The 20,866-nt window shown below is 71.5% G+C and carries 24 protein-coding genes; 8 read left to right on the forward strand and 16 right to left on the reverse strand.

Annotation, left to right across the window (positions count from 1 at the left end):
• Positions 1 to 2: 2 nt before the first annotated feature.
• Genes HYN04_RS02260 through glmS form a run of 3 tightly spaced genes read right to left on the reverse strand, consistent with a single transcriptional unit; the run spans position 3 to position 3,316 of the window.
• Positions 3 to 842 (reverse strand): PhzF family phenazine biosynthesis protein, encoded by an 840-nt coding sequence (locus tag HYN04_RS02260; RefSeq protein WP_110449256.1) that lies wholly within the window; start codon positions 840 to 842, stop codon positions 3 to 5.
• Positions 839 to 1,489 carry an FMN-binding negative transcriptional regulator gene (locus HYN04_RS02265; RefSeq protein ID WP_110449257.1) on the reverse strand — a complete coding sequence of 217 codons (651 nt, stop codon included), beginning with the start codon at positions 1,487 to 1,489 and terminating at the stop codon, positions 839 to 841. The genes HYN04_RS02260 and HYN04_RS02265 overlap by 4 nt, the downstream gene beginning before the upstream one ends.
• A gap of 9 nt (positions 1,490 to 1,498) precedes the next feature.
• Positions 1,499 to 3,316 (reverse strand): glutamine--fructose-6-phosphate transaminase (isomerizing), encoded by a 1,818-nt coding sequence (glmS, locus tag HYN04_RS02270; protein ID WP_110449258.1) that lies wholly within the window; start codon positions 3,314 to 3,316, stop codon positions 1,499 to 1,501.
• A 163-nt stretch (positions 3,317 to 3,479) separates the two neighbouring features.
• On the opposite strand from glmS, the gene glmM reads away from it, so the two are divergent.
• Together glmM and HYN04_RS02280 are read left to right on the forward strand one after the other, a co-directional pair.
• On the forward strand, positions 3,480 to 4,832 hold the full coding sequence (gene glmM, locus HYN04_RS02275; RefSeq protein WP_110449259.1) for a phosphoglucosamine mutase: 1,353 nt from the start codon (positions 3,480 to 3,482) through the stop codon (positions 4,830 to 4,832).
• Positions 4,833 to 4,857: 25 nt separating this feature from the next.
• The gene (locus tag HYN04_RS02280) at positions 4,858 to 6,150 is read left to right on the forward strand and encodes a CitMHS family transporter (protein ID WP_110449260.1); all 1,293 of its coding nucleotides are present in this window, start codon (positions 4,858 to 4,860) and stop codon (positions 6,148 to 6,150) included.
• Between the two features lie 5 nt (positions 6,151 to 6,155).
• On the opposite strand, the gene HYN04_RS02285 is transcribed toward HYN04_RS02280, so the two are convergent.
• From HYN04_RS02285 to HYN04_RS02310, 6 genes are all read right to left on the reverse strand, one after another.
• Complete coding sequence (locus HYN04_RS02285) at positions 6,156 to 6,440, reverse strand: helix-turn-helix domain-containing protein (protein ID WP_199285984.1); 285 nt, start codon at positions 6,438 to 6,440, stop codon at positions 6,156 to 6,158.
• The gene (locus tag HYN04_RS02290) at positions 6,440 to 6,757 is read right to left on the reverse strand and encodes a type II toxin-antitoxin system RelE/ParE family toxin (protein ID WP_110449261.1); all 318 of its coding nucleotides are present in this window, start codon (positions 6,755 to 6,757) and stop codon (positions 6,440 to 6,442) included. Before HYN04_RS02290 ends, HYN04_RS02285 begins: the two co-directional genes overlap by 1 nt.
• A gap of 41 nt (positions 6,758 to 6,798) precedes the next feature.
• The gene (locus tag HYN04_RS02295) at positions 6,799 to 8,103 is read right to left on the reverse strand and encodes a UDP-glucose dehydrogenase family protein (RefSeq protein WP_110449262.1); all 1,305 of its coding nucleotides are present in this window, start codon (positions 8,101 to 8,103) and stop codon (positions 6,799 to 6,801) included.
• A 5-nt stretch (positions 8,104 to 8,108) separates the two neighbouring features.
• Entirely contained in the window at positions 8,109 to 9,611 is a 1,503-nt protein-coding gene (locus tag HYN04_RS02300; RefSeq protein WP_110449263.1) for a phosphomannomutase/phosphoglucomutase, read from the reverse strand.
• A 66-nt stretch (positions 9,612 to 9,677) separates the two neighbouring features.
• A complete protein-coding gene (locus HYN04_RS02305; protein WP_110449264.1) occupies positions 9,678 to 10,640 on the reverse strand; it encodes a KpsF/GutQ family sugar-phosphate isomerase in 963 nt (320 codons plus the stop codon).
• Positions 10,637 to 10,903, reverse strand: a complete 267-nt coding sequence (locus HYN04_RS02310) for a hypothetical protein (protein WP_110449265.1) — start codon at positions 10,901 to 10,903, stop codon at positions 10,637 to 10,639. The genes HYN04_RS02305 and HYN04_RS02310 overlap by 4 nt, the downstream gene beginning before the upstream one ends.
• Positions 10,904 to 11,015: 112 nt before the next feature.
• Between HYN04_RS02310 and gpmA the strand changes: the two genes are divergently transcribed.
• The 3 genes from gpmA to HYN04_RS02325 all read left to right on the forward strand — a co-directional run bounded on the left by gpmA (position 11,016) and on the right by HYN04_RS02325 (position 13,505).
• Entirely contained in the window at positions 11,016 to 11,729 is a 714-nt protein-coding gene (gpmA, locus tag HYN04_RS02315) for a 2,3-diphosphoglycerate-dependent phosphoglycerate mutase (protein ID WP_110449266.1), read from the forward strand.
• A complete protein-coding gene (locus tag HYN04_RS02320; RefSeq protein WP_241962672.1) occupies positions 11,726 to 12,166 on the forward strand; it encodes a bifunctional diaminohydroxyphosphoribosylaminopyrimidine deaminase/5-amino-6-(5-phosphoribosylamino)uracil reductase RibD in 441 nt (146 codons plus the stop codon). Before gpmA ends, HYN04_RS02320 begins: the two co-directional genes overlap by 4 nt.
• 61 nt (positions 12,167 to 12,227) lie before the next feature.
• Entirely contained in the window at positions 12,228 to 13,505 is a 1,278-nt protein-coding gene (locus HYN04_RS02325; RefSeq protein WP_110449267.1) for a pentapeptide repeat-containing protein, read from the forward strand.
• Positions 13,506 to 13,565: 60 nt separating this feature from the next.
• Here HYN04_RS02325 and HYN04_RS02330 read toward each other — a convergent pair whose 3' ends face one another.
• Complete coding sequence (locus tag HYN04_RS02330) at positions 13,566 to 14,018, reverse strand: Hsp20 family protein (RefSeq protein WP_110449268.1); 453 nt, start codon at positions 14,016 to 14,018, stop codon at positions 13,566 to 13,568.
• Between the two features lie 242 nt (positions 14,019 to 14,260).
• Between HYN04_RS02330 and HYN04_RS02335 the strand changes: the two genes are divergently transcribed.
• Complete coding sequence (locus HYN04_RS02335; RefSeq protein ID WP_110449269.1) at positions 14,261 to 14,581, forward strand: SCP2 sterol-binding domain-containing protein; 321 nt, start codon at positions 14,261 to 14,263, stop codon at positions 14,579 to 14,581.
• A 1-nt stretch (position 14,582) separates the two neighbouring features.
• Positions 14,583 to 15,533: an alpha/beta fold hydrolase gene (locus HYN04_RS02340; protein WP_110449270.1), complete on the forward strand. Its 951-nt coding sequence runs from the start codon at positions 14,583 to 14,585 to the stop codon at positions 15,531 to 15,533.
• Here the strand turns inward: HYN04_RS02340 and hisN are convergent.
• Positions 15,530 to 16,342 carry a histidinol-phosphatase gene (gene hisN, locus HYN04_RS02345; RefSeq protein ID WP_110449271.1) on the reverse strand — a complete coding sequence of 271 codons (813 nt, stop codon included), beginning with the start codon at positions 16,340 to 16,342 and terminating at the stop codon, positions 15,530 to 15,532. The genes HYN04_RS02340 and hisN overlap by 4 nt on opposite strands.
• The gene (locus HYN04_RS02350; protein WP_110449272.1) at positions 16,329 to 16,640 is read right to left on the reverse strand and encodes a helix-turn-helix domain-containing protein; all 312 of its coding nucleotides are present in this window, start codon (positions 16,638 to 16,640) and stop codon (positions 16,329 to 16,331) included. Before HYN04_RS02350 ends, hisN begins: the two co-directional genes overlap by 14 nt.
• Before the next feature lie 137 nt (positions 16,641 to 16,777).
• On the opposite strand from HYN04_RS02350, the gene HYN04_RS02355 reads away from it, so the two are divergent.
• Positions 16,778 to 17,698, forward strand: coding sequence for a lysophospholipid acyltransferase family protein (locus HYN04_RS02355; RefSeq protein WP_110449273.1), 921 nt, complete (start codon positions 16,778 to 16,780; stop codon positions 17,696 to 17,698).
• 7 nt (positions 17,699 to 17,705) lie between these two features.
• On the opposite strand, the gene HYN04_RS02360 is transcribed toward HYN04_RS02355, so the two are convergent.
• The 4 genes from HYN04_RS02360 to gcrA all read right to left on the reverse strand — a co-directional run bounded on the left by HYN04_RS02360 (position 17,706) and on the right by gcrA (position 20,825).
• Positions 17,706 to 18,449 carry a M23 family metallopeptidase gene (locus HYN04_RS02360; protein ID WP_241962673.1) on the reverse strand — a complete coding sequence of 248 codons (744 nt, stop codon included), beginning with the start codon at positions 18,447 to 18,449 and terminating at the stop codon, positions 17,706 to 17,708.
• Positions 18,450 to 18,562: 113 nt separating this feature from the next.
• Positions 18,563 to 18,778, reverse strand: coding sequence for a DUF2093 domain-containing protein (locus HYN04_RS02365; protein ID WP_110449274.1), 216 nt, complete (start codon positions 18,776 to 18,778; stop codon positions 18,563 to 18,565).
• 44 nt (positions 18,779 to 18,822) lie between these two features.
• Entirely contained in the window at positions 18,823 to 20,226 is a 1,404-nt protein-coding gene (gene xseA, locus HYN04_RS02370) for an exodeoxyribonuclease VII large subunit (protein WP_110449275.1), read from the reverse strand.
• A gap of 92 nt (positions 20,227 to 20,318) precedes the next feature.
• Positions 20,319 to 20,825: a cell cycle sigma 70 cofactor GcrA gene (gcrA, locus tag HYN04_RS02375; protein ID WP_110449276.1), complete on the reverse strand. Its 507-nt coding sequence runs from the start codon at positions 20,823 to 20,825 to the stop codon at positions 20,319 to 20,321.
• Positions 20,826 to 20,866: the final 41 nt, after the last annotated feature.

A 20,866-nucleotide genomic window follows, 5' to 3' on the forward strand; every position in this document is an offset into this window, starting at 1 on the left:
CCTTAGTCGAGGGCGGCGGTTCCTTCCAGAACGATCGCGGCCCGGCCGCCGATCCAGGTCCCGTCGGCCTCCGCCGAGACGGTGATCCGGCCGGCCCGGCCCACGGCCGCGCCCTGGCTGGCGACATAGCGCGGCGGCAGGATCCCCTCGCCGATGAGCCAGAGGGCGAGGCCGGCGTTGAGGCTGCCCGTGACCGGGTCCTCGGGCACGGACAGGCTGGGGCAGAAGGCGCGCACCTCGAGCTGGGAGGCGCCGCCCGGCGGATAGAGGGCCGCGACCCCCAGCTCCAGGTCGCCCAGGGCCCCAAAGTCGGGGGTCAGGGACAGGACCCGCTCGGGGGACTCCAGCAGGACGGCGCACCAGCCCGGTCCGTTGTCGATCCAGCGCCCGGCCCGGATTGCGCCCTCGGGAATCCCCAGTCCACGGGCGATCTGCGCCGTCACCTGCGGCTCCAGGGGCCCGTCCTTCAGGAGGGGCGGGGCGGCGAAGGCGAGGTCCTCGCCATCGATCCGCACGGGCACCAGGCCCACCCCGCATTCCTGCACCACGCGCCCGGGCGTCCTCGGCTGGCCGCCGGCCGACAGCCAGGCCCGACAGGAACCGAGGGTCGGATGGCCGGCGAAGGGCAGCTCCCGTTCCGGGGTGAAGATCCGCACCCGGTAGTCGGCGCCGGGATCGGTCGGCGGCAGGAGGAAGGTGGTCTCGGACAGGTTCGTCCAGTTGGCGAAGGCCGCCATCTGGGCGTCGGTCAGGCCCTCGGCGCCATGGACCACCGCCAGGGGATTGCCGTTCAGCGGCCCCGAGGCGAAGACGTCGACCTGCTGGAAGCGACGGAGGGTCATGGGCGTTCCCGCGCCGCCAGGCGCCCGGCGACGAGGGCCGCGACGTCCGGGTCGTGGTGCGGGTCTTCGGGGTCAGCGAGGCCCCGGGCCGCGCCGTCCGCGTCCTGGGCCAGGCGGTTCTGGCTCATCTTCCACTTGCCGCGGATTTCGGTGATCTCGATCTCAAGGCCGACAATGCCCCGCAACATGGACTCGATGTAGTCGGCGGGGGCGTCCGACGGCGCCCAGGGCGCCGGTCGGCGGGACTCCTGCGCCGCCGTCAGGGCGGCGACGTGGGCCGCGAGCCAGTCGCGCTCGGGCCGCAGGGTCGGGACGCCGCGCACCTGGACCATCTCGTAGTTCCAGGTCGGGGTGACTCGCTCCGTCTCGGCCTTGGAGGGATACCAGGACGGGGTCACGTAGGCCTCCGCCCCCTGGAAGACCACCAGGCAGTCCGGGGTCCCGGCGAGGGCCTCCAGGTGGGGGTTGGGCCGGGCGAGGTGGCAGGTGAGCCGCAGCCGCCCCTCCGCCTCGGCGACCAGGAAGGGCAGGGGCGAGGCCATGGGCCCCTCCGGCCCGGCGGTGACCAGCAGGCCCAGGGGATGGCGGGCCACCAGGTCCCACAGGACCTCGGGGCGGGTCTCCTCGAAGACTTCCGGCAGGTACATGGCCGCCCCCTATTCCACCGTCACCGACTTGGCGAGGTTGCGGGGCTGGTCGACGTCGGCGCCCTTCTGGACGGCGACATAGTAGGCCAGCATCTGGATGGGGACGGCGTAGACCAGGGGGGCGACGATGTCGTCGCAGCCGGGGGCGACGATCAGGCGGACCCCGGCCGGGGCGCGGCGGGCGCCCTCCTCGTCCGTGATGAAGATGACCGGGCCGCCCCGGGCCATGACCTCTGCGGTGTTCGAGACGGTCTTCTCGAAGAGGGCGTCGGAGGGGGCCAGGACGATGACCGGGGTCGCCTCGTCGATCAGGGCGATGGGGCCGTGCTTCAGCTCGCCGGCGGGATAGCCCTCGGCATGGATGTAGCTGATCTCCTTGAGCTTCAGGGCGCCTTCGAGGGCCAGGGCCGACATCACGCCGCGGCCGAAGTAGAGGACGTCCCGGGCCTTGGCGAGTTCGGGCGCCAGGGCCCGGATCGGCTCCTCGAGGGCAAGGGCGGCCGAGATCAGGCGCGGCGCCTCCAGCAGCAGCCTGGTCAGCCGCGCCTCCTCGGCGGCGTCGATCCGGCCCTTGGCGGACGCGGCGGCCACGGCCAGGGCCGACAGGGCGGCCACCTGGCTGGTGAAGGCCTTGGTGGAGGCCACGCCGATCTCCGGCCCGGCATGGGTGGGCAGGAGGATGTCGGCCTCGCGGGCCATGGTGCTGGTGTGGACGTTGACCACGGCCGCCGTTGACAGGCCCTGCTCGCGGCACCAGCGCAGGGCGGCCAGGGTGTCGGCGGTCTCGCCGGACTGGGAGACGACGATGCACAGCGTGCCCTCGCGCACCGGCGGGGCGCGGTAGCGGAACTCGGAGGCGACATCGATGTCGACGGGGATCCGGGCCAGGGATTCGAACAGGTAGCGGCTGATCAGGCCGGCGTAATAGGCCGTGCCGCAGGCCACGATCTGGATCCGGTCGACACGGCTGAAATCCAGGCCGTCGGGCGCCCGGGCCCGGCCGGAGACCGGGTCGAGATAGGCCGACAGGGTGTGCTGGCAGGCGCCCGGCTGGTCATGGATCTCCTTCTCCATGAAGTGCCGGTAGTTGCCCTTCTCCACCAGGGCGGCGGCGGGAGGGATGATGCGGATCTGCCGGGTGACCGGCCGGCCTTCGGCGTCGAAGATCCGCGCCGTGGTCCTGTCGATGGCCACGTAGTCGCCCTCGTCGAGGTAGGCGATGCGGTTGGTCATCGGGCCGACCGCCAGGGCGTCGCTGCCCAGGTACATCTCGCCGTCGCCATAGCCGACCACCAGGGGGCTGCCCCGCCGGGCGCCCAGGATCAGCTCGTCCTCGCCGTCGATCAGGACCGCGAGGGCGAAGGCGCCCCGCAGGCGGTCGAGGGTCGACTTCAGGGCGTCGAGGGGGGCCAGGCCCTGCGCCAGGGCGCGGTCGATCAGGTGGGGGATGACCTCGGTGTCCGTCTCGCTCTCGAAGGTGCGGCCCTCGGCGGCCAGCTCGGCCTTCAGCTCGGCGAAGTTCTCGATGATGCCGTTATGAACCAGGGTCACCCGCCCCGCCCGTTGCGGGTGGGCGTTGGTCTCGGAGGGGGCGCCGTGGGTGGCCCAGCGGGTGTGGCCCACCCCGGTCAGGCCGTCGAGGGGCTGGTCCCGCAGAACATCCTCAAGGGCCCGGATCTTCCCCCGGGCCCGGCGACGGTCAACCCGGCCATCGGCGACCATGGCCACGCCGGCGGAATCATAGCCGCGGTATTCAAGCCGCCGCAGGGTCTCGATCAGTCGCTCCTGGACGGGCGCCCTGCCGACGATTCCGATGATGCCGCACATGGGCTGGTCCTCTCTTCCGGGGTCCCTTTCCGCCTGGCCCCTGGAGGGGCTAGACTGTGGGGACGGGCGGGGTTTAGCACCCGCGCCGACGGCGTCGACTAAATCCGGGTTTCGAATCGTTTCGGATCCGGTCCCCAATATGGCGAAAGCTTCGGAAGGCCCCATGAGCAAACGCGCCTTTTTCGGCACCGACGGTATCCGCGGCGAGGCCAACACCCACCCCATGACGGCCGAGGTGGCCCTGCGGGTCGGCCTTGCGGCGGGCAGGTTGTTCCGATCCCGCGAGGAGCGCCGCCACATGGTGGTGATCGGCAAGGACACCCGCCTGTCGGGCTACATGGTCGAGCCGGCCCTGGTGGCGGGCTTCACCAGCGCGGGCATGGACGTGCGCCTGCTGGGCCCCATGCCGACCCCCGGCGTGGCCATGATGACCCGCTCCCTGCGGGCCGACCTGGGCGTGATGATCTCGGCCTCGCACAATCCCTGGACCGACAACGGCATCAAGCTGTTCGGGCCCGACGGCTACAAGCTTTCGGACGCCCGGGAGCTGGAGATCGAGGCCCTGATGGGCCAGTCCCTGTCCGAGGACCTGGCGCCCGCCACGGCCCTGGGCCGGGCCGCCCGGGTGGACGACAGCCAGGCCCGCTATGTCGAGATCGCCAAGGCCACCTTCCCCCGCCGGCTGAGCCTGTCGGGCCTGCGCATCGTGATCGATTGCGCCAACGGCGCCGCCTACAAGGTCGCCCCCGCCGCCCTCTACGAGCTGGGCGCCGAGGTCATCCCCGTGGGCGTGGCGCCCAATGGCATGAACATCAACGAGGAGTGCGGCTCCACCCATCCCGAGGCCATGATCAAGGCGGTCAAGGAGTACCGGGCCGACATCGGGATCGCCCTGGACGGCGACGCCGACCGGCTGGCCATCTGCGACGAGAAGGGGCGGGTGGTCGACGGCGACCAGATCATGGCCCTGATCGCCGACAACTGGGCCCGGCGGAACCGGCTGGCCGGCGGCGGCGTGGTGGCCACGGTCATGTCCAACCTGGGCCTGGAGCGGTTCCTGGGCGAGCGCAACCTGCGGCTCGAGCGCACCGCCGTGGGCGACCGTTCGGTGATGATGCGGATGCGCGAGGGCGGCTACAACCTGGGCGGCGAGGCCTCGGGCCACATCATCCTGTCGGACTTCTCCACCACCGGGGACGGCCTCCTCGCCGCCCTGCAGGTGCTGGCCGTGCTGAAGGCCGGCGACCGGCCCATGAGCGCCCTGGCCCGCCAGTTCGAGCCGGCGCCCCAGAAGCTGGAGAACGTGCGCTTCACCTCGGGCAAGCCCCTGGAGTCCGAGGCGGTCAAGGCGGCCATCGCCGACGCCGAGCACAGGCTGGGCGCCGGCGGCCGCGTGCTGGTGCGCGCCTCCGGCACCGAGCCCCTGATCCGGGTCATGGCCGAGGGCGACGACGAGACCCTGGTCAGCCAGGTGGTGAGCGAGATCGCCGGGGCGGTCCGCAAGGCCGCCGCCTGATCGCCGCGGCGGAAGGGGCGCGCCCATGGACCCCGCCCTCGCCGGCTTCCTGATGGTGGCGGTCTTCACCGCCCTCATCATGTCCGGGCGGCTCGCGCCCGCCCCGGCCCTGATCCTGACCCCCCTGGCCTTCGGCCTGCTGGCCGGCCACGGGACAGACCTGGGGCCCATGGCGGTGGACGGCCTGCGCGAGGTGGCGCCGACCGGCGTCATGCTCCTTTTCGCCATCCTGACGTTCAGCGTCCTGACCGGGGCGGGCCTGTTCGATCCCCTGGTGCGCGCCATCGTACGCCGGGCGGGTGGCGACCCCCTCAAGGTCAGCCTGGGGGCGACGGCCCTGGCGGCGGTGATCTCCCTCGATGGGGACGGTTCGACGACCTACCTGATCACCTGCGCAGCCATGCTGCCCCTTTACCGGCGGCTGGGGATGAGGCCCCTGCACCTGGCCTGCCTGCTCATGCTGGTGAGCGGGGTGATGAACCTCTCGCCCTGGGGCGGGCCGACGGGCCGGGCGGCGGCGGCTCTGGGCCTGGACGTCTCGGCCGTCTTCCTCCCCCTGCTTCCGGCCATGGCCGCGGGGCTGGCGGCGGTCTTCGGACTGGCGACGGTGCTGGGCCTGTCGGAGCGCCGGCGACTGGGGGTGCTGGACCTGCGCGAGGCCGAGGCGGAGCCGGAGGCCGAGGCCGGGCGGGCCCCGCGCCTGCTCCAGATGCTGAACTTCCTGATCCTGGCGGCCCTGATGGCGGGCCTCATCGCCCCGGCCTTCGGGGTGAAGACCCTGCCCCTCCCGGTGCTGATGATGACGGCCTTCGCCCTCGCCCTGACCCTCAACCATCCCCGGCCCGCCGACCAGGCCGCCCAGGTCGCCGCCCACGCTCCGGCCGCCCTGTCCGTGGCCTCGCTGATCTTCGCTGCGGGTGTGCTGACCGGGGTGCTGAAGGGGACCGGCATGGTGGACGCCATGTCCTCAGCCCTGGTCGCCGCCATCCCCGAGGCCCTGGGCCCGCACCTGGCGCCGGCTGTCGCCGCGGCCAGCCTGCCGGGAACCTTCTTCCTGTCGAACGACGCCTTCTACTTCGGCATGCTGCCCGTGCTGGCCGAGGCCGGCGCCGTGCACGGGATCGCCCCCGCCGACATGGCCCGGGCGGCCCTGATGGGCCAGCCCTTCCACCTCCTGAGCCCCCTCGTCCCCTCCACCTGGCTGCTGGTGGGCCTCGCCCGCGTGGAGATGGGCGCCCACCAGAAGTTCACCGCCCTGCCGGCGGCGGGGGTGTGCCTGGCCATGGCCCTGGCGGCCATGGCGACGGGGGGGTTCTGAGGGGGTCAGGCTGCGTCGGCGATCCGGATTTCGAGTCGCAGTCCCGCCGCCGTCGCAAGGTTGACCAGGGCGTCGAGCGAGAACTTCCCAAGCTTTCCCCGGAGCAGGTCGTTCAGCCTGGGACGGGTGATCCCGAGCCGCGCGGCGGCGGCCTCCTGCGACAGGTTCCAGGATCGCACTCTCCGCGCCACGGCGGAGAGAATCTCGGCCCGCGCCTTGAGGTTCGCCGCTTCGGCCGGGGTGTCGGCGAGGGCGTCGAAGACGTTCTCGAAGGTCTGGATTTCCATCATCACCGTCTCCAGGCCCGCAGCCTTGCCGCTGCGAGGTCAAGGTCCTTCTGCGCCGTCTTCTGGGTCTTCTTCTGGAAGGCGTGCAGGACAAGGATACGATCCTCCAGCCTGGCCAGGTAGATCACCCTGAAGGCCCCCGAAGCGTCCCGAATGCGGATCTCCCGCACGCCGGGTCCAATCGTACCCATAGGCTTCCAGTCGTCGGGATCGAGACCCTGCTGCAACTGGTGCAACTGGAAGCCCGCAGTGGCCCGCGCCGACTCCGGGAATTCCCGAAGGCGCGAAAGGCTGTCTCCCAGAAAGACGACGGCTTTCACGAGATCAGTGTATCGAAAGCGATACTGGCCGGCAAGGGGACCTACGCCCGCCCCACCGACGCGTACCGGAATCCCAGGGCCCGGACGTCCGCCGGCTTGTAGATGTTGCGCAGGTCCACCAGCACGGGGGTGCGCATCAGGGTGCGGACGCGCTCGAGGTCGAGGGCGCGGAACTGGTCCCATTCGGTGATGATCACCAGGACGTCGGCGCCGTCGGCGGCGGCGTAGGCGTCGGGGCGGAAGTCGACACCGGGCAGGAGGTGGCGGGCCTCGGCCACGCCCTCGGGGTCGAAGGCCTGGATGCGGGCGCCCAGGGCCTGGAGGGCGGGGAGGATGTCCAGGGACGGGGCGTCGCGCATGTCGTCGGTGTTGGGCTTGAAGGTCAGGCCCAGGACGCCGACCGTGCGGCCGGCCAGGTCGCCGTCGACGGCGGCGGCCACCTTGGCGGCCATGGCCTTCTTGCGCGCGTCGTTGACGGCCACGGTGGTCTCGATGAGGCGGACGGGCGAGCCGGCGTCCGTGGCGGTGCGCACCAGGGCCAGGGTGTCCTTGGGAAAGCAGGAGCCGCCGTATCCGGGGCCGGCGTTGAGGAACTTGCCGCCGATGCGCTTGTCGAGGCCGATCCCCTTGGCCACCTGCTGGACGTCGGCGCCGACGGCCTCGCAGAGGTCGGCCATCTCGTTGATGAAGGTGATCTTCATGGCGAGGAAGGCGTTGCCGGCGTACTTGATCAGCTCGGAGGTGCGCCGGTCGGTGAACTGGATCGGCGTCTCGTTGAGGAAGAGGGGCCGGTAGAGCTCGGTCATGACCGGCCGGGCGCGCTCGTCGTTCAGGCCCACCACCACGCGGTCGGGGCGCTTGAAGTCGTCGATGGCCGCGCCCTCGCGCAGGAACTCGGGGTTGGAGACCACGGCGAACTCGGCGTCGGGGCGGCGCTCGCGGATGATGGCCTCGATCTCGTCGCCCGTGCCCACCGGGACGGTGGACTTGGTGACCACCACGGTGAAGCCGTCGATGAGGTCGGCGATCTCGGCCGCGGCGGCGTGGACGTAGGACAGGTCGGCGTGGCCGTCGCCCCGGCGCGAGGGGGTGCCCACGGCGATGAAGACCGCGTCTGCGGCGCGCACGGCCTCGGCCGCCTCGGTGGTGAAGGCCAGGCGCCCGGCCTGGACGTTGCGGGCGACCAGGGTGTCGAGGCCAGGCTCGTAGATGGGCATGCGCCCGGCCTTCAGGCCCTCGATCTTGCCGGCGTCCTTGTCGATGCAGGTGACCTGGTGGCCGAAGTCGGCGAAGCAGGCGCCCGAGACGAGGCCCACATAGCCCGTGCCGATCATGACGACGTGCATGGCGCTCAGATCTCCTGGTTGTAGGCGCCGATCTCGGGGCGCCGGGCGAGGCGGGGTTTGACCTCTTCGCGGAAGAGGGCGCGCATGTCGGCCTCGGAGCGGGTGCTCTCGACGACGACGACGATCTCGGGCTTGTTGGAGGAGGCGCGGACCAGGACCCAGGAGCCGTCCTCCAGGGCCACGCGGACGCCGTTGACGGTGATGACTTCGGTGATGGCGCGGCCGAGGATGCGGCCGCCGTCGCGGGCCAGGGCCTCGTATTCGGCGACGATCCCCTCGACCACGCCGTACTTGGCCTCGTCGGCGCAGTGGGGCGACATGGTCAGGCTGGTCCAGGCCTGGGGCAGGGCTTCCTTGAGTTGGGACAGGCTCTTGCCGGGATTGCGGTCGAGCATGCCCAGGATGGCGGCGGCGGCGGTGAGGCCGCAGTCGTAGCCGCGACCGAGAGGGGCGTTGAAGAAGAAGTGGCCGGACTTCTCGAAGCCGGCCAGGGCGCCGATCTCGGCGGTCTTGCGCTTGATGTAGCTGTGGCCGGTCTTCCAGTAGAGGGTCTGGGCGCCGTTGGCGGCCAGGACCGGGTCGGTGGCGAAGAGGCCGGTGGACTTCACGTCGACGATGAACCGGGCGTCCGGGTGCAGGCCTGACAGGTCGCGGGCCAGCATCAGGCCGATCTTGTCGGCGAAGATTTCCTCGCCCCGGTCGTCCACCACTCCGCAGCGGTCGCCGTCGCCGTCGAAGCCGAGGGCGAGGTCGGCGTCGAAGTCGCGCACCGCTTGGCCCATGGCCTTGAGCATTTCGTGGTCTTCGGGGTTGGGGTTGTAGCGCGGGAAGGACCAGTCGAGGTCGCAGTCCATCTCGTAGACGACCGCCACGCCCATGCGGCGCAGGGCCTCGGGGGCGAAGGCGCCGGCCGTGCCGTTGCCGCAGGCGCAGACCACCTTGAGCGGGCGGTTTACCCGGACCCGGGCGGAGACGTCGGCGATGTAGCGCTCCGCCATGCCGGGGACGTGGGTGAGGGTCCCGCCGGGGCGGGCGACGCCGAGACCGCCCAGGACGATCTCCTTCAGCCGGCCCATCTCGTCGGGGCCGAAGGTGAGGGGCGGGGAGACGCCCATCTTCACGCCCGTCCAGCCGTTCTCGTTGTGGCTGGCGGTGACCATGGCCACGGCGGGGGCCTCGAGGTCGAACTGGGCGAAATAGGCCATGGGCGAGAGGGCGAGGCCGATGTCCAGCACCTCGCAGCCGGCGGCCAGGAGGCCCAGGGTCAGGGCCTGCTTGATGGACTGGGAGTAAGACCGGAAGTCGTGGCCGACGACGATGCGCTTCTGGCCGAGCTCGTGGATGTAGGTTCCCAGGCCCAGGCCCAGGGCCTCGACGCCCAGGAGGTTGATCTCGGACCCGAACAGCCAGCGGGCGTCGTACTCCCGGAAACCCGTGGCCTTCACCAGGGGCAGGTTCTCGTGGTCGGGGGTCTGCGGGACGAGGTCGGCGCGGGGGAGAGGCGGCATCGGCGCTCCAGTTCGATTCCGCGCCGCTCTTACGCCTTCAGGCCGCCTGCGGCCAGTGCAGTGGGGTCACATCACCCCGGCGCGGAGCAGGTCGTGGACATGCAGTATGCCCACCGGCCGGCCCTCATCCAGGACGAAGAGGACATTCACGGCGGGGGGCGGGTCGGTCATCAGGGCCAGGGCTTCGGAGGCCAGCCGCCGGGGGCCGACCACCTTGTTCGGGCCCGGGGTCATGACCTCGCCCGCGGTGCGACCGATCAGGCCGTCCATGTGCCGGCGCAGGTCGCCGTCGGTGATAACGCCGAGCAGCCGGCCGTCGGCGCCCTGGACGCCGACGCAGCCGAACCGCTTTTCGGTCATGACCAGCAGGGCTTCGGCCATGGAGGCGTCGGGGCCGACGAGGGGAATCTGGTCGCCGGCGTGCATCAGGTCGCCCACCGTACGCAGCATGGCGCCCAGCTTGCCGCCCGGATGGAGGGTGCGGAAGTCGCCGGCGGTGAAGCCCCGCCGCTCCAGCAGGGCCACGGCCAGGGCGTCGCCCAGGGCGATCTGCAGGGTGGTGGAGGTGGTCGGCGCATTGACGTCGCCGGTCGCCTCCTCGGCGGTGGCCAGGGCCAGGACCACGTCTGCGGCCCGCCCGAGGGCGCTGTCTGAGGCGGCGGTCAGGGCGATCAGCGGGATCTCGAAGCGCCGGGAGTAGGCCAGGACGTCGGCCAGCTCGCGGTTCTCGCCCGACTTGGAGAGGGCCAGGATGACGTCGTCCCGGCTGATCATGCCCAGGTCGCCATGGCTGGCCTCGTTGGCGTGGACAAAGCTGGCGGGGGCGCCGGTCGAGGCGAAGGTGGCGGCGATCTTGCGGGCCACGTGGCCGGACTTGCCGATGCCGGTGCAGATGATCCGGCCCCTGGCGGCGGCCAGGATGTCGACGGCCCGGGCGAAGGCCTCGCCGAGGGCCCCGGCCTGGAGCTCCAGGGCGCCGGCGGCCTGTCGCAGGACCCGGCGGCCCGCCTCGATGTCCTGGTCGCTCATTTCGCGGGCTCCGCAGGCGGCGGCGGGGCGCCTTCGGTCGCAGCGCGGGCGGCGGCCACGGCCTCGCGCGCCTTCTGCAGGCGGGCGTTGTTGGCCTCGGCCTCGCGGCGCATGGCGGCCTGGACCTCGGGGCGCTGCTGGACAGGGACCGAGCCGAAGGGGCCGGGCGAGCGCGCGCCGAGACCCTGGGGCCAGACCATGGCCAGGGCGATGAGGGCGGCCGCGACCAGGGTCAGCCCGCCGAAGAAGAGGCGATCGCTCATGTCCCCCCTCATACCGACTCGCAGGCCCCGAGGCCACCGGCGCCCGCGCGGCGCCTTGACGCGCTTCCCCGCCGGCCCTAGCCCGACCCGGACATCCCGGACGGAGACCGCCATGCCCACCCTGATCCTGCTGCGACACGGCCAGAGCCAGTGGAACCTGGAGGACCGTTTCACCGGCTGGGTGGACGTGGACCTGACCGCCGAGGGCGAGGCCCAGGCCCGCAAGGGCGGCGAGCTGATCCGGGCGGCGGGCCTTCAGGTCGACCGGGCCTACACCTCCGTCCTGACCCGGGCGATCCGCACCCTCTGGCTGGCCCTGACGGCGGCGGGCCAGGTCTTCGTGCCCGAGACCAAGGACTGGCGCCTGAACGAGCGCCACTACGGCGGCCTGACGGGCCTCAACAAGACCGAGACCGCCGAGAAGCACGGCGCCGACCAGGTGCGGATCTGGCGGCGGTCCTACGACACCCCGCCCCCGCCCCTGGCGCCCGGCGGCGAGTGGGACTTCTCCCGCGACCGCCGCTACGCCGGCCTCGTCCTGCCGGACACCGAGAGCCTGAAGACCACCCTGGAGCGGGTGGAGCCCTACTGGACGGCAGAGATCGCCCCCCGGCTGGCGGCGGGCGAGACGGTGCTGGTGGCGGCCCACGGCAACTCGCTGCGGGCCATCGTCAAGCTGATCTACGGGCTGTCTGCAGACGGGATCATGGAGGTCGAGATCCCGACCTCGAATCCGCTGGTCATTGACCTCGACGCTGCGCTGAAGCCGCTCGCCGCGCGCTATCTCGACGCGGACCGGGCCCAGGCCCTGCCGAAGGCCCCTTGAGCCGCGAAGCCGAAATCGACGCCATGCGGCGAGCCATCGCCCTGGCGCGGCCGGGCGTGGGGCGGACGGGGGACAACCCCTCGGTCGGCTGCGTGATCCTGGGGCCGGAAGGAATCCTGGGCGAGGGCGCCACGGCCGAGGGCGGACGTCCCCATGCCGAGGAACTGGCCCTGGCGGCGGCGGGGGAGGCGGCCCGGGACGCGGTGGCCCTGGTGACCCTTGAGCCCTGCGCCCGGCGGTCCGGGGTGGGGATCGCCTGCACCGACCGGCTGATCGCCGCCGGCGTTCGGCGCGTGGTCATCGCCTGCGACGACGCTTCGGTCTTCGCCGCGGGTGACGGGTCGGCCCGCCTGCGGGCAGCGGGGATCGAGGTGGAGACCGGCCTCCTGGAGGCCGAGGCCCGGGCGCTCTACGCCGGCTACCGACCCGCCTCCTAAACCGCCCATTAATCGCCGGGCCCCACTGTGAACACTGAACCAGGGGACCCGCAGCCAGGGCATGTCTCTGCCGACCACCCATCTCCAGGATATCCCGCCGATGTCGCAGGCGGAGGTGGATGATGTCTGCCGCAAGCACGGCCGGTTCATCTCGGGGCTTCCGGGCGGCCTGCGGGGGAACCTGTCCTGGCGCGACCTGTCCGGACTGAAGCTTGCGGCCCGAGACCTGACCGGCGCCGACCTGACCGGCGCCCTGCTCTTCGGGTCCGACATGCGAGGCGCCAAGCTGGACAGCGCCAACCTCTATGGCGCCGACCTGCAGAACGCCGACCTGACCGGGGCCTCCCTTCGCCGGGCCGACCTTCGGGGCGCCTGCCTGCGGAACGCCAACCTGACCAGCACCGACCTCTTCGAGGCCGACCTTCGCGAAGGCGCCATGGCCCTGGGCGACCGCAAGCTGGGCCTGAGGATGGTGGAGCACGTTCACCGGACCGAGGATGACCAGGGCCCGAACCTGACGGGCGCCAACCTCGCCCGCTCCAAGCTGTCAGGCCTGGAGGCGGTTCGCGCCGACTTCACCGGCGCCGTGCTGCGGAGCGCCCGCCTGGTGCGGGCCCAGCTCAAGCACTGCGTCCTGACGGGGGCGGACCTTACCGGCGCCGACCTTGTCCAGGCGGATCTCAGGGGCGCCGACATGCGCGACGTGGTCCTCCTGGGCGCCAACACCCAGGCCTGGGACATCAGCAAGGCCGATCTCCGGGGCGCCCTGACCAATGACCCGACCGTCCAGGCCTCAGGCGAGGTTTCGCTGGACGTCCAGGTGCGCGAGCACGCCCGCTGGTGTTCCTCTGGTGGAGCGGCGGGGACGCCCTCCGTCTTCGATGGCGCAGACCTGCGGGGGCTGAAGAGCCTGAGGGGATTCAACCTCACAGCGGTTTCAGCCCGGCGGGCCGTCTTCTACGGGCTCGACATGGAGGGGATCCAGCTCCAGGGCGCGAGGCTCGAGGGGGCGGACCTGCGCGGCGTGAACCTGAGGCGGGCCGACCTGCGCGGCGCCCGCCTGACCGGGGTGATGATGTCGGGGGCCGACTTGCGGGGCGCCCGCCTGGAGCCCCTGGTGCTGGAGGGGGGAAGGCTGCTGCCCACCGACCTGACCTCGGCCGACCTGCGGCGGGTGAACTTCTCGGGCGCGGACCTGCGCTCGGCCATCCTGAACGACGTGGACCTGCGGCAGGCGACCCTGACGGACGCAAACCTCAAGGACGCCCAGATGGAATTCCGCGAGAGCTTCGGCCTCAAGGGGGCGCCTGGAAGCGGTCTCCGGGGCGGCGGCGCCTGATGCGGAAAGGGCGGCGCCCTGCGGCGCCGCCCCCCGTAACTCCAGTCAGTTGGCCGCCGGTCAGGCCGCCTTCTCGCCCTCGATAAGGGGGGCGGAGGCAGTGGCGATCTCAATGCGCCGGGGCTTCAGGGCCTCGGGCAGTTCACGGCGGAGGGAGATCGAGAGCAGGCCGTCGGCGAGGCCAGCCTCGGTCACGACGACATAGTCGGCCAGCTGGAAACGGCGCTCGAAGTCGCGCTCGGCAAGGCCGCGATGCAGGAACCGGCGCTCGGCGTCGTTGGCCGTCTTGCGACCCTGGACAGTGAGCAGGTTCTCCTTGACCTCGATGTTCAGTTCATCCGGCCGGAAGCCGGCGACCGCGATCTCGATGCGGTAGGCGTTCTCGTCGGTCCGCTCGATGTTGTAGGGCGGGTAGCCGGAGGCCTGGTCGACCGTGGCGGTCTCCAGGAGTTGGGCGAGGCGGTCAAAGCCGACCACGGAGCGATAGAGGGGGGAAAAGTCGATCGTGCGCATGTGCGTTCACATCCTTCTTGACGAAGCAAGGTTGCGTTTTGGGGTTCGGGACCTGTGCGCGCCGAAGCCTCGCACCGCCCGGAAGGCCCGGATGTCCGGCGCCTCCGGGCAAGACATGGGAAGGGCGGGGACGGGTTCAAGGCCCCGGCCTGCAGCCAGGAGGTTTCTTCGGGACGTTTCGTCGGGGCGTTTACAAGACCGCGCGGCGGCGGCATTGCAGGGGCGGACAAGGGGGGCCGGCCATGGACGGACTGACGGAACTGACAGACAAGGTGCGGGCGCATTTCAGCGCCGGCGGCGCCAGCCTGGACCATTCGATCCGGCTCGACCTGCGGGGCGAAGGCGTCATCCGGGTGGAGGGCGCGACGGTCAGCAATGCGCCGGACCCTGCGGACCTGGTGATCAGCGTGAGCCGCAAGGACCTCGAAGCCCTGGCCCAGGGGAAGCTCAACCCCATGACCGCCGCCATCACGGGCCGCCTGAAGGTGTCGGACATGGGCCTCGCCATGTCGCTCATGCCCCAGGTCAAGGCCCTGCTCGAAGCCCGCACAGGAGAGGCGTGACATGACCCAACCCGCTCCCCTCACGGCCCTGCCGGACGCGCCCATTCCGCCAGGCGGCGGCGCTGAGTGGTTCGAGGGGGACGGCGGCGCGCGGCTCCGGGCGGCGCTGTTCCGACCGGAAGGCCGCCCCCGGGGATCCGTCATCCTGTCGACCGGCCGCACCGAGGCCATCGAGAAGTACTTCGAGGTGGTGCGCGACCTGCAGCAGAGGGGCTTTGTCGTCCTGGTCAACGAATGGCGCGGCCAGGGTCTGTCGCACCGCGATCTTCCCAACCGGCGCAAGGGGCACGCCCGGGGGCTGGATCCCTTCATGGCCGATTACCGGGCCCTGCTGGTCGCCTTCGAGGCCCGGCTGCCCAAGCCCTGGATTGCCGTCGGACATTCCATGGGCGGGTGCCTGACCCTGGCCGCCCTGGCCCGCGGACAGGCCGCCAGGTTCTCGGGCGCCGTGCTCTGCGCGCCCATGCTGGGACTGCGCCTGCCGCGCTTCGCCCGTGTGCTGTTGGCCTTCCGGATGCTGACCGGCGCCGCCGGCGACTGGGCCCAGCCGCCGGGCGATCCCGCAGCCGAGCCCTTCGAAGGCAATGTCCTGACCCACGACCCGGTGCGGTACAAGCGGGGCAAGGACCTCGTGAAGGCCAATCCCGACCTTGTACTGTCATCGCCGACCTGGGGATGGCTGGACTTCGCCGTCCGCGCGACGGACTGGCTGGCGCGGCGGGAGAACCTGGCCGGGGTCGCCCCGCCAGTGATCATCGTCTCGGCGGCCCTGGACCGGCTGGTCAGCAACACCGCCCAGGCGACCGTCGCCAGCCTGCTGCCCCAGGGGCGCCTGGTCACGGTGGAGGGCGCCGAGCACGAGATCCTGATGGAGACAGATCCCCTGCGCGGCCAGTTCTGGACGCACTTCGACGCCCTTGCCGATCAGGTCGCGCCGAAAGACCAGGTCTAGTCTGCAGCGGATTTCAGGAGCGGCAGGGCCTCTTCCAGGCAGGCCCGGTCGCCGGCGATGGCGATCTGCCCTCCGTTCGGCCCGATCGGCCGGCCGGCCCAGTCCGTGACCACGCCGCCGGCTCCGGCCAGCAGGGGCGCCGCCGCCTCGATGTCCCAGCATTTGCAGGCGCGGGACTCCACCACCAGGTCGATCGTCCCCGCAGCGACCATGGCGTAGGCGTAGGCGTCGCAACCCAGCCGCGCCAATCGCGCTGCAGCGCGCACCCGGTCCCAGGCCGCCCGCTCATCGGCTTCGAAATAAGCGGTGGGGTCGGTGGAGGCGATGATCGCCTCCGAAAGCCCGAAGCAGGGGCGCACCCGAAGGGCCCGGCTGTCCCCACCCCGGACCAGCCGGGAGCCGGCCGGAGAGCCCAGGAAGACCTCGCCCAGGTAGGGCTGGCCAATGGAGGACAGGACCGGCTCGCCCCGCCAGCGAAGGCTGATGAGCGTGGTCCAGACAGGAAGCCCTGCGATGAAGGCGCGCGTGCCGTCGACGGGATCCAGGACCCAGACGAACTCTTGCTCGGGCCGGTCCTCGCCATACTCCTCGCCGATCACGCCATGTTCCGGGACGACCTCCGCAAGGCGCTGGCGGATCGCCGCCTCCGCGCCCCGGTCCGCCATGGTGACAGGATCGAACCCCGCCTCGCCGCCCTTGTCCTCGAGGCCATGATCGGACCGGAAGAGGGGAAGGATGGCGTCGGCGGAGACGCGGTTGAGATCGAGGAGGAGCTGTTCCAGCGCCTCGATGCGCTCAGGTGAGATCATGCCGCGTCTTATCCTCCTGGGGCGCGGAAAGTAAGGCGCCCCCATCGGAAATCACGAGCTCCGGCAGGTCCTCGAAGAAGTGGAGCAGTGGGGTCTGCATGGCGTGGGCGATCTTCCAGAGGCGGGAGGCGGCGATCCGGTTGGCGCCGCTCTCGTACTTCTGGATCTGCTGGAAGCGCACCCCACAGGCGAGGGCGAGCTGGTGCTGGGTCAATCCGAGCTGCCGGCGACGACGGCGGATCCTTTGGCCGATGTGGGCGTCGATGATGGCGTCAGGGGCCCGTGCGCTTGTGGTCATGATCCCGTTCTCAATCCCTGTCCCTGTCCCGACACCGCCACAGGGTTGTCCCAAAACGGGAATCTCCCGATCGCCTGCGCAAATCCTGCGCCAGTGTCCGGATTGCCGCCGGCGCAGGGCGCGGGGTAGGGTCAGGCGTGACGGACTCAGCGCGACCTTCCCGGCTTCAGGATCTCGTCTGGCGTCTCGAGGCCCTGGCCTTCGACGCCGTGACCTTCCTCGCCCGTCTCTTTCCAATCGACGCCGTGTCGGATTTCGGCGCGGGCCTGGTCGGCCTGCTCGGTCCCCTGACCTCCACGCACAGGGTGGCGGAAACCAACATCCGGATCGCCTTCCCCGACCTGCCGACGGCCGAGGTCGACAGGCTCCTCAAGGCGCAATGGCGGGCCCTTGGGCGATGGGCGGCGGAGTTCCCGATCCTCGACAAGATCATTGCCGATCCCTCCCGCGTGGAGGTGGTCAATGCCGGCCGCCTGGAGGCCATCGCCCGGAACCGCGAGAGCGTCGTGTTCATTTCGGGACACTTTTCGTCAATGGAGATCATGCCCGCCGTGATCATCCATGCGGGCGTCACCTGCCAGATCACCTATCGCGCAACCAACAATCCCCACGTCGACGCCCGCATCCGCAAGAGCCGGTTCCGATACGGCGTCCGCCTCTTCGCCCCCAAGGGCGGCGACGGCGCCCGGGAGCTCATCCGGGCCCTGTCGCGGGGGGAGTGCGTGGCGCTGATGAACGACCAGAAGTTCAACGGCGGCATCCTGGCGCCCCTTTTCGGGGTCGACTGCCATACGGCGCCCGGTCCCTCCAGCTTCGCCCTCCGGTTCGGGATCCCCCTGGTGCCCATGTCGGTGCAGAGGGTGGAGAAGGCGCGCTTCCGGGTCATCGTGCACGACGACATCCGCCTGGAGGACACCGGTGACCGCAACGCCGACATCGCCGCCGGGGTGCGGCGGGTGAACGCCTTCATGGAATCGCGAATCCGGGACCGGCCCGAGGAATGGTTCTGGGTCCACAAGCGCTGGCCCAATGAGGTCTATCGCCGGAGCCGGGACTGAACGGCGATCAGGCGGGTGCGCGCACGCCCAGCAGCAGCATGGGGTCAAGGCGCCGGTCCCGCCACTTCATCCGCCAGCAGAGGTGGGGCCCGGTCGCCCGTCCCTCGTGTCCGACGGCGCCGATGACCTGTCCGCGCGCCACCGTCTGCCCCTGCCGGACGCCGACCTTCGACTGATGCAGGTATGCGGTGACCAGTCCCTGGCCGTGGTCGATCATGGTCAGCCCGCCCTCATAGTGCAGGCCGGTCTCGGCGAAACATACCCGGCCCGGTGCAGGCGCCAGGATGGGGGTCCCATCGGGCGCCGCCAGGTCGGCCCCGTAGTGCGGGGGCATGGGCTCGCCATTCAGGATCCGCTGTCCGCCGAAGCGGCCGGACACCCTGTACTTCGCAAGGGGCGGCGAGAAGCCGCCGGAGAAGTCCTCGGTCGGCGCACGGCTGGCCCAGCCCTTGGTCTTGCGCTCGGCTTCGGCTACAATCCGCGCCAGCAGGGCCTCGCCCTGGGGCCTGACCTGTTGTGGGGGCAGGCCGTTGATCCTCTGGATGTCGAACCCGCCTGGCGCGACGGCCAGCATACGGGAGGTCGACCGCCCGTCGGTGTCCGCCACCGTGACCCGGACCTGCGCCGGGCTGTCCCGGTCCAGGCCGATGACGAAGAGGCCCGAGGCGGCGGCCTCGCCCATCGCTTCCCCGTCCAGCGAGATGCGCGCCCTCGGCGCCGTGCGCCCGATCAGGGTTCCACCCTGTCGCACCTGTCCGGAGAGGGCGAGGGGCGGGGCGCCTGCGCCCGCCGCCAGGGCGGGGCCCGCCCAGAGCCCGCCACTGGCCAGGGCGCCCAGGACGAGGCGTCGGTGCGGGACGCGGTTCAGGGGTTCAGCCCACGCCAGCGGGCCAGGGCCTCGGCCGGACCGGCATAGGCTTCCTGGTGCACGGCGCTCCAGTAGCGGAGGGCCTCCAGGGGAATCCGCACGCCGGAAATGGCGCACATGACAAAGCGTCCGGGACGCACGACGGTGAAGTCGCCGTCGCCGTAGTTGATCAGGGCCAGGTCCGGGCCACCGGTCTTGTCGGGCGCGTTCATGATCCCACTCTAGCGATCCGGGAGTCTGGCGAAAAGGCGCCCGATCAGAAGAGGTCGCCCTGGCGCGGCGCGCCCGCCGGCGGCTCGATCACCGCCCCGCGCTCGGTATCGGCGAAGACCAGGCGGACGGCCTCGCCGGCGGTCAGTCCTGCACCCTGGCGGACCAGGGTCCCATCCGCCCTGTGCACCCGGGCGAAGCCCCGGGACAGGGGCGCGCCGGGATCCGCCGATTTCAGCCGCGCCGTCAGGGCGGCCAGGCGCTCTTCGGACCGGGACAGGGACCGTTCCAGGGCCGGACGCATCCGCAAGGCCAGGGCGGAGAGGGTTTCCGAGCGGGCCTCCCGCGGGCGGGTGAGGAGCCCCGGCTGCAGCCGGCCGGAGATCCGGGCGAGTTGGGTCTCGTGCGCGCCGACGTTCCGGGTAAGGCCGGCCGAGAGGCGACTGCTCGCCATGCCCAGCCTCTGCTCGGCCAGCTCCACCAGGTCTGGCGCCCGGGCCAGGGTGCGTCCCAGGGCCTCCAGCCGCACCTTGCGTTCAGAGACGATCCGCCCGCCCGCCCGGTGCAGGCGGCCAGTGAGGTCCGTAAGGGTTCCCCGCAGTTCGGACAGGACCGGTGTGGCCATCTCGGCCGCCGCCGTGGGCGTGGGCGCCCGACGGTCGGAGACGAAGTCGATGAGGGTGGTGTCGGTCTCGTGGCCGACCGCCGAGACCAGCGGGATCCGGCTGGCGGCCACCGTCCGGGCGAGGGCCTCGTCGTTGAAGGGCCAGAGATCTTCCACCGAGCCGCCGCCCCGGGCGACGATCACCACGTCCGGCCTGGGCACGGGGCCGTCGGCGGGCAGGTCGTTGAAGCCGCGCACCGCGGCGGCCACCTGGGCGGCGGCGGCGTCTCCCTGCACGACCACCGGCCAGACCAGGACGTGGCAGGGCCAGCGGTCGCGGATGCGGTGAAGGATGTCGCGGATCACCGCCCCGGTGGGCGAGGTGACGACGCCGACCACGGCGGGCAGGGCGGGCAGGGGCTGTTTGCGGGACGCCTCGAACAGGCCCTCGGCCGCAAGCCGGGCCTTCAGCCGCTCCAGCTGGGCCAGGAGGGCCCCGGCCCCGGCGGCGGTCATGCTCTCGATGACGATCTGGTAGCGGGAGCCCTGGGGGTAGGTCGTGATCTTACCCGTGACGATCACTTCCAGGCCCTGTTCGGGCCGGACGGACAGGTTCCGCACGGAGCCCTTCCAGACCACCCCGTCGATCACCGCCCGCTCGTCCTTGAGGGACAGGTAGACGTGGCCGTTGGAGTGGTGCGTGACCTTGGAAAGCTCGCCCTTCAGCCGGACGAAGCCGTAGCGGTCCTCGAGGGTGCGCTTGAGGGCGAAGGCCAGCTCGGAGACCGAGTAGGCGCGCGCATTGTCCGAATCATCCGGCGCGGAATCTGGATCCAGTTCGCTCATGAACGGAAAGGGACGCGCCGGACGGCCGCAAGGCAAGCCCCAAGGCCGGCCCCCGGTCGCGACGCGCCCCCCATCCCCAACGGATGCCGGACCTAGATGTAGCGCCGCAGGCTGCGGGCCAGCTCATTGGCGCCCGAACGCTTCTTGGCCTGGGCCGGCTGGTAGGCCACCCGTGCATGCTCGACGCAGTAGGGGCTTTCGCTGGCCCGGCGACCACAGAAGGTGAAGTCGTCGCTGGAGGGATCGCCGATGGGCCACTTGCACATGTGCGCGCCCAGGGTCAGCACCGTGGCGGCGCCGGGGGCCTCCTCCACATAGCGGACGGGCGGCTGGGGCGCAGGCGCCGCGGCCGCCAGGGGCGGCGGGGCGATGCGGCGCGGCGCAGCCGGGGCCGCCGCCTGGCGGGCCGGGCGCGGCGCCTTGAACACCGGGCGCGCCGGCTTCGAGGGCGCTGCGCGACCGGAGAGGCCCAGCCTGTGCACTTTGCCGATCACCGCATTGCGGGTCACGCCGCCGAGTTGCTTGGCGATCTGGCTGGCGGACAGTCCGTCCTGCCAGAGTTTCTTGAGCAGCTCGACCCGCTCGTCGGTCCAACCCATGGTTTGCTCCACCATCCGGCCCGGCTTGAGCGCAAGGCGCC

The organism is Phenylobacterium parvum (genome assembly GCF_003150835.1).
Lineage (GTDB): Bacteria > Pseudomonadota > Alphaproteobacteria > Caulobacterales > Caulobacteraceae > Phenylobacterium > Phenylobacterium parvum.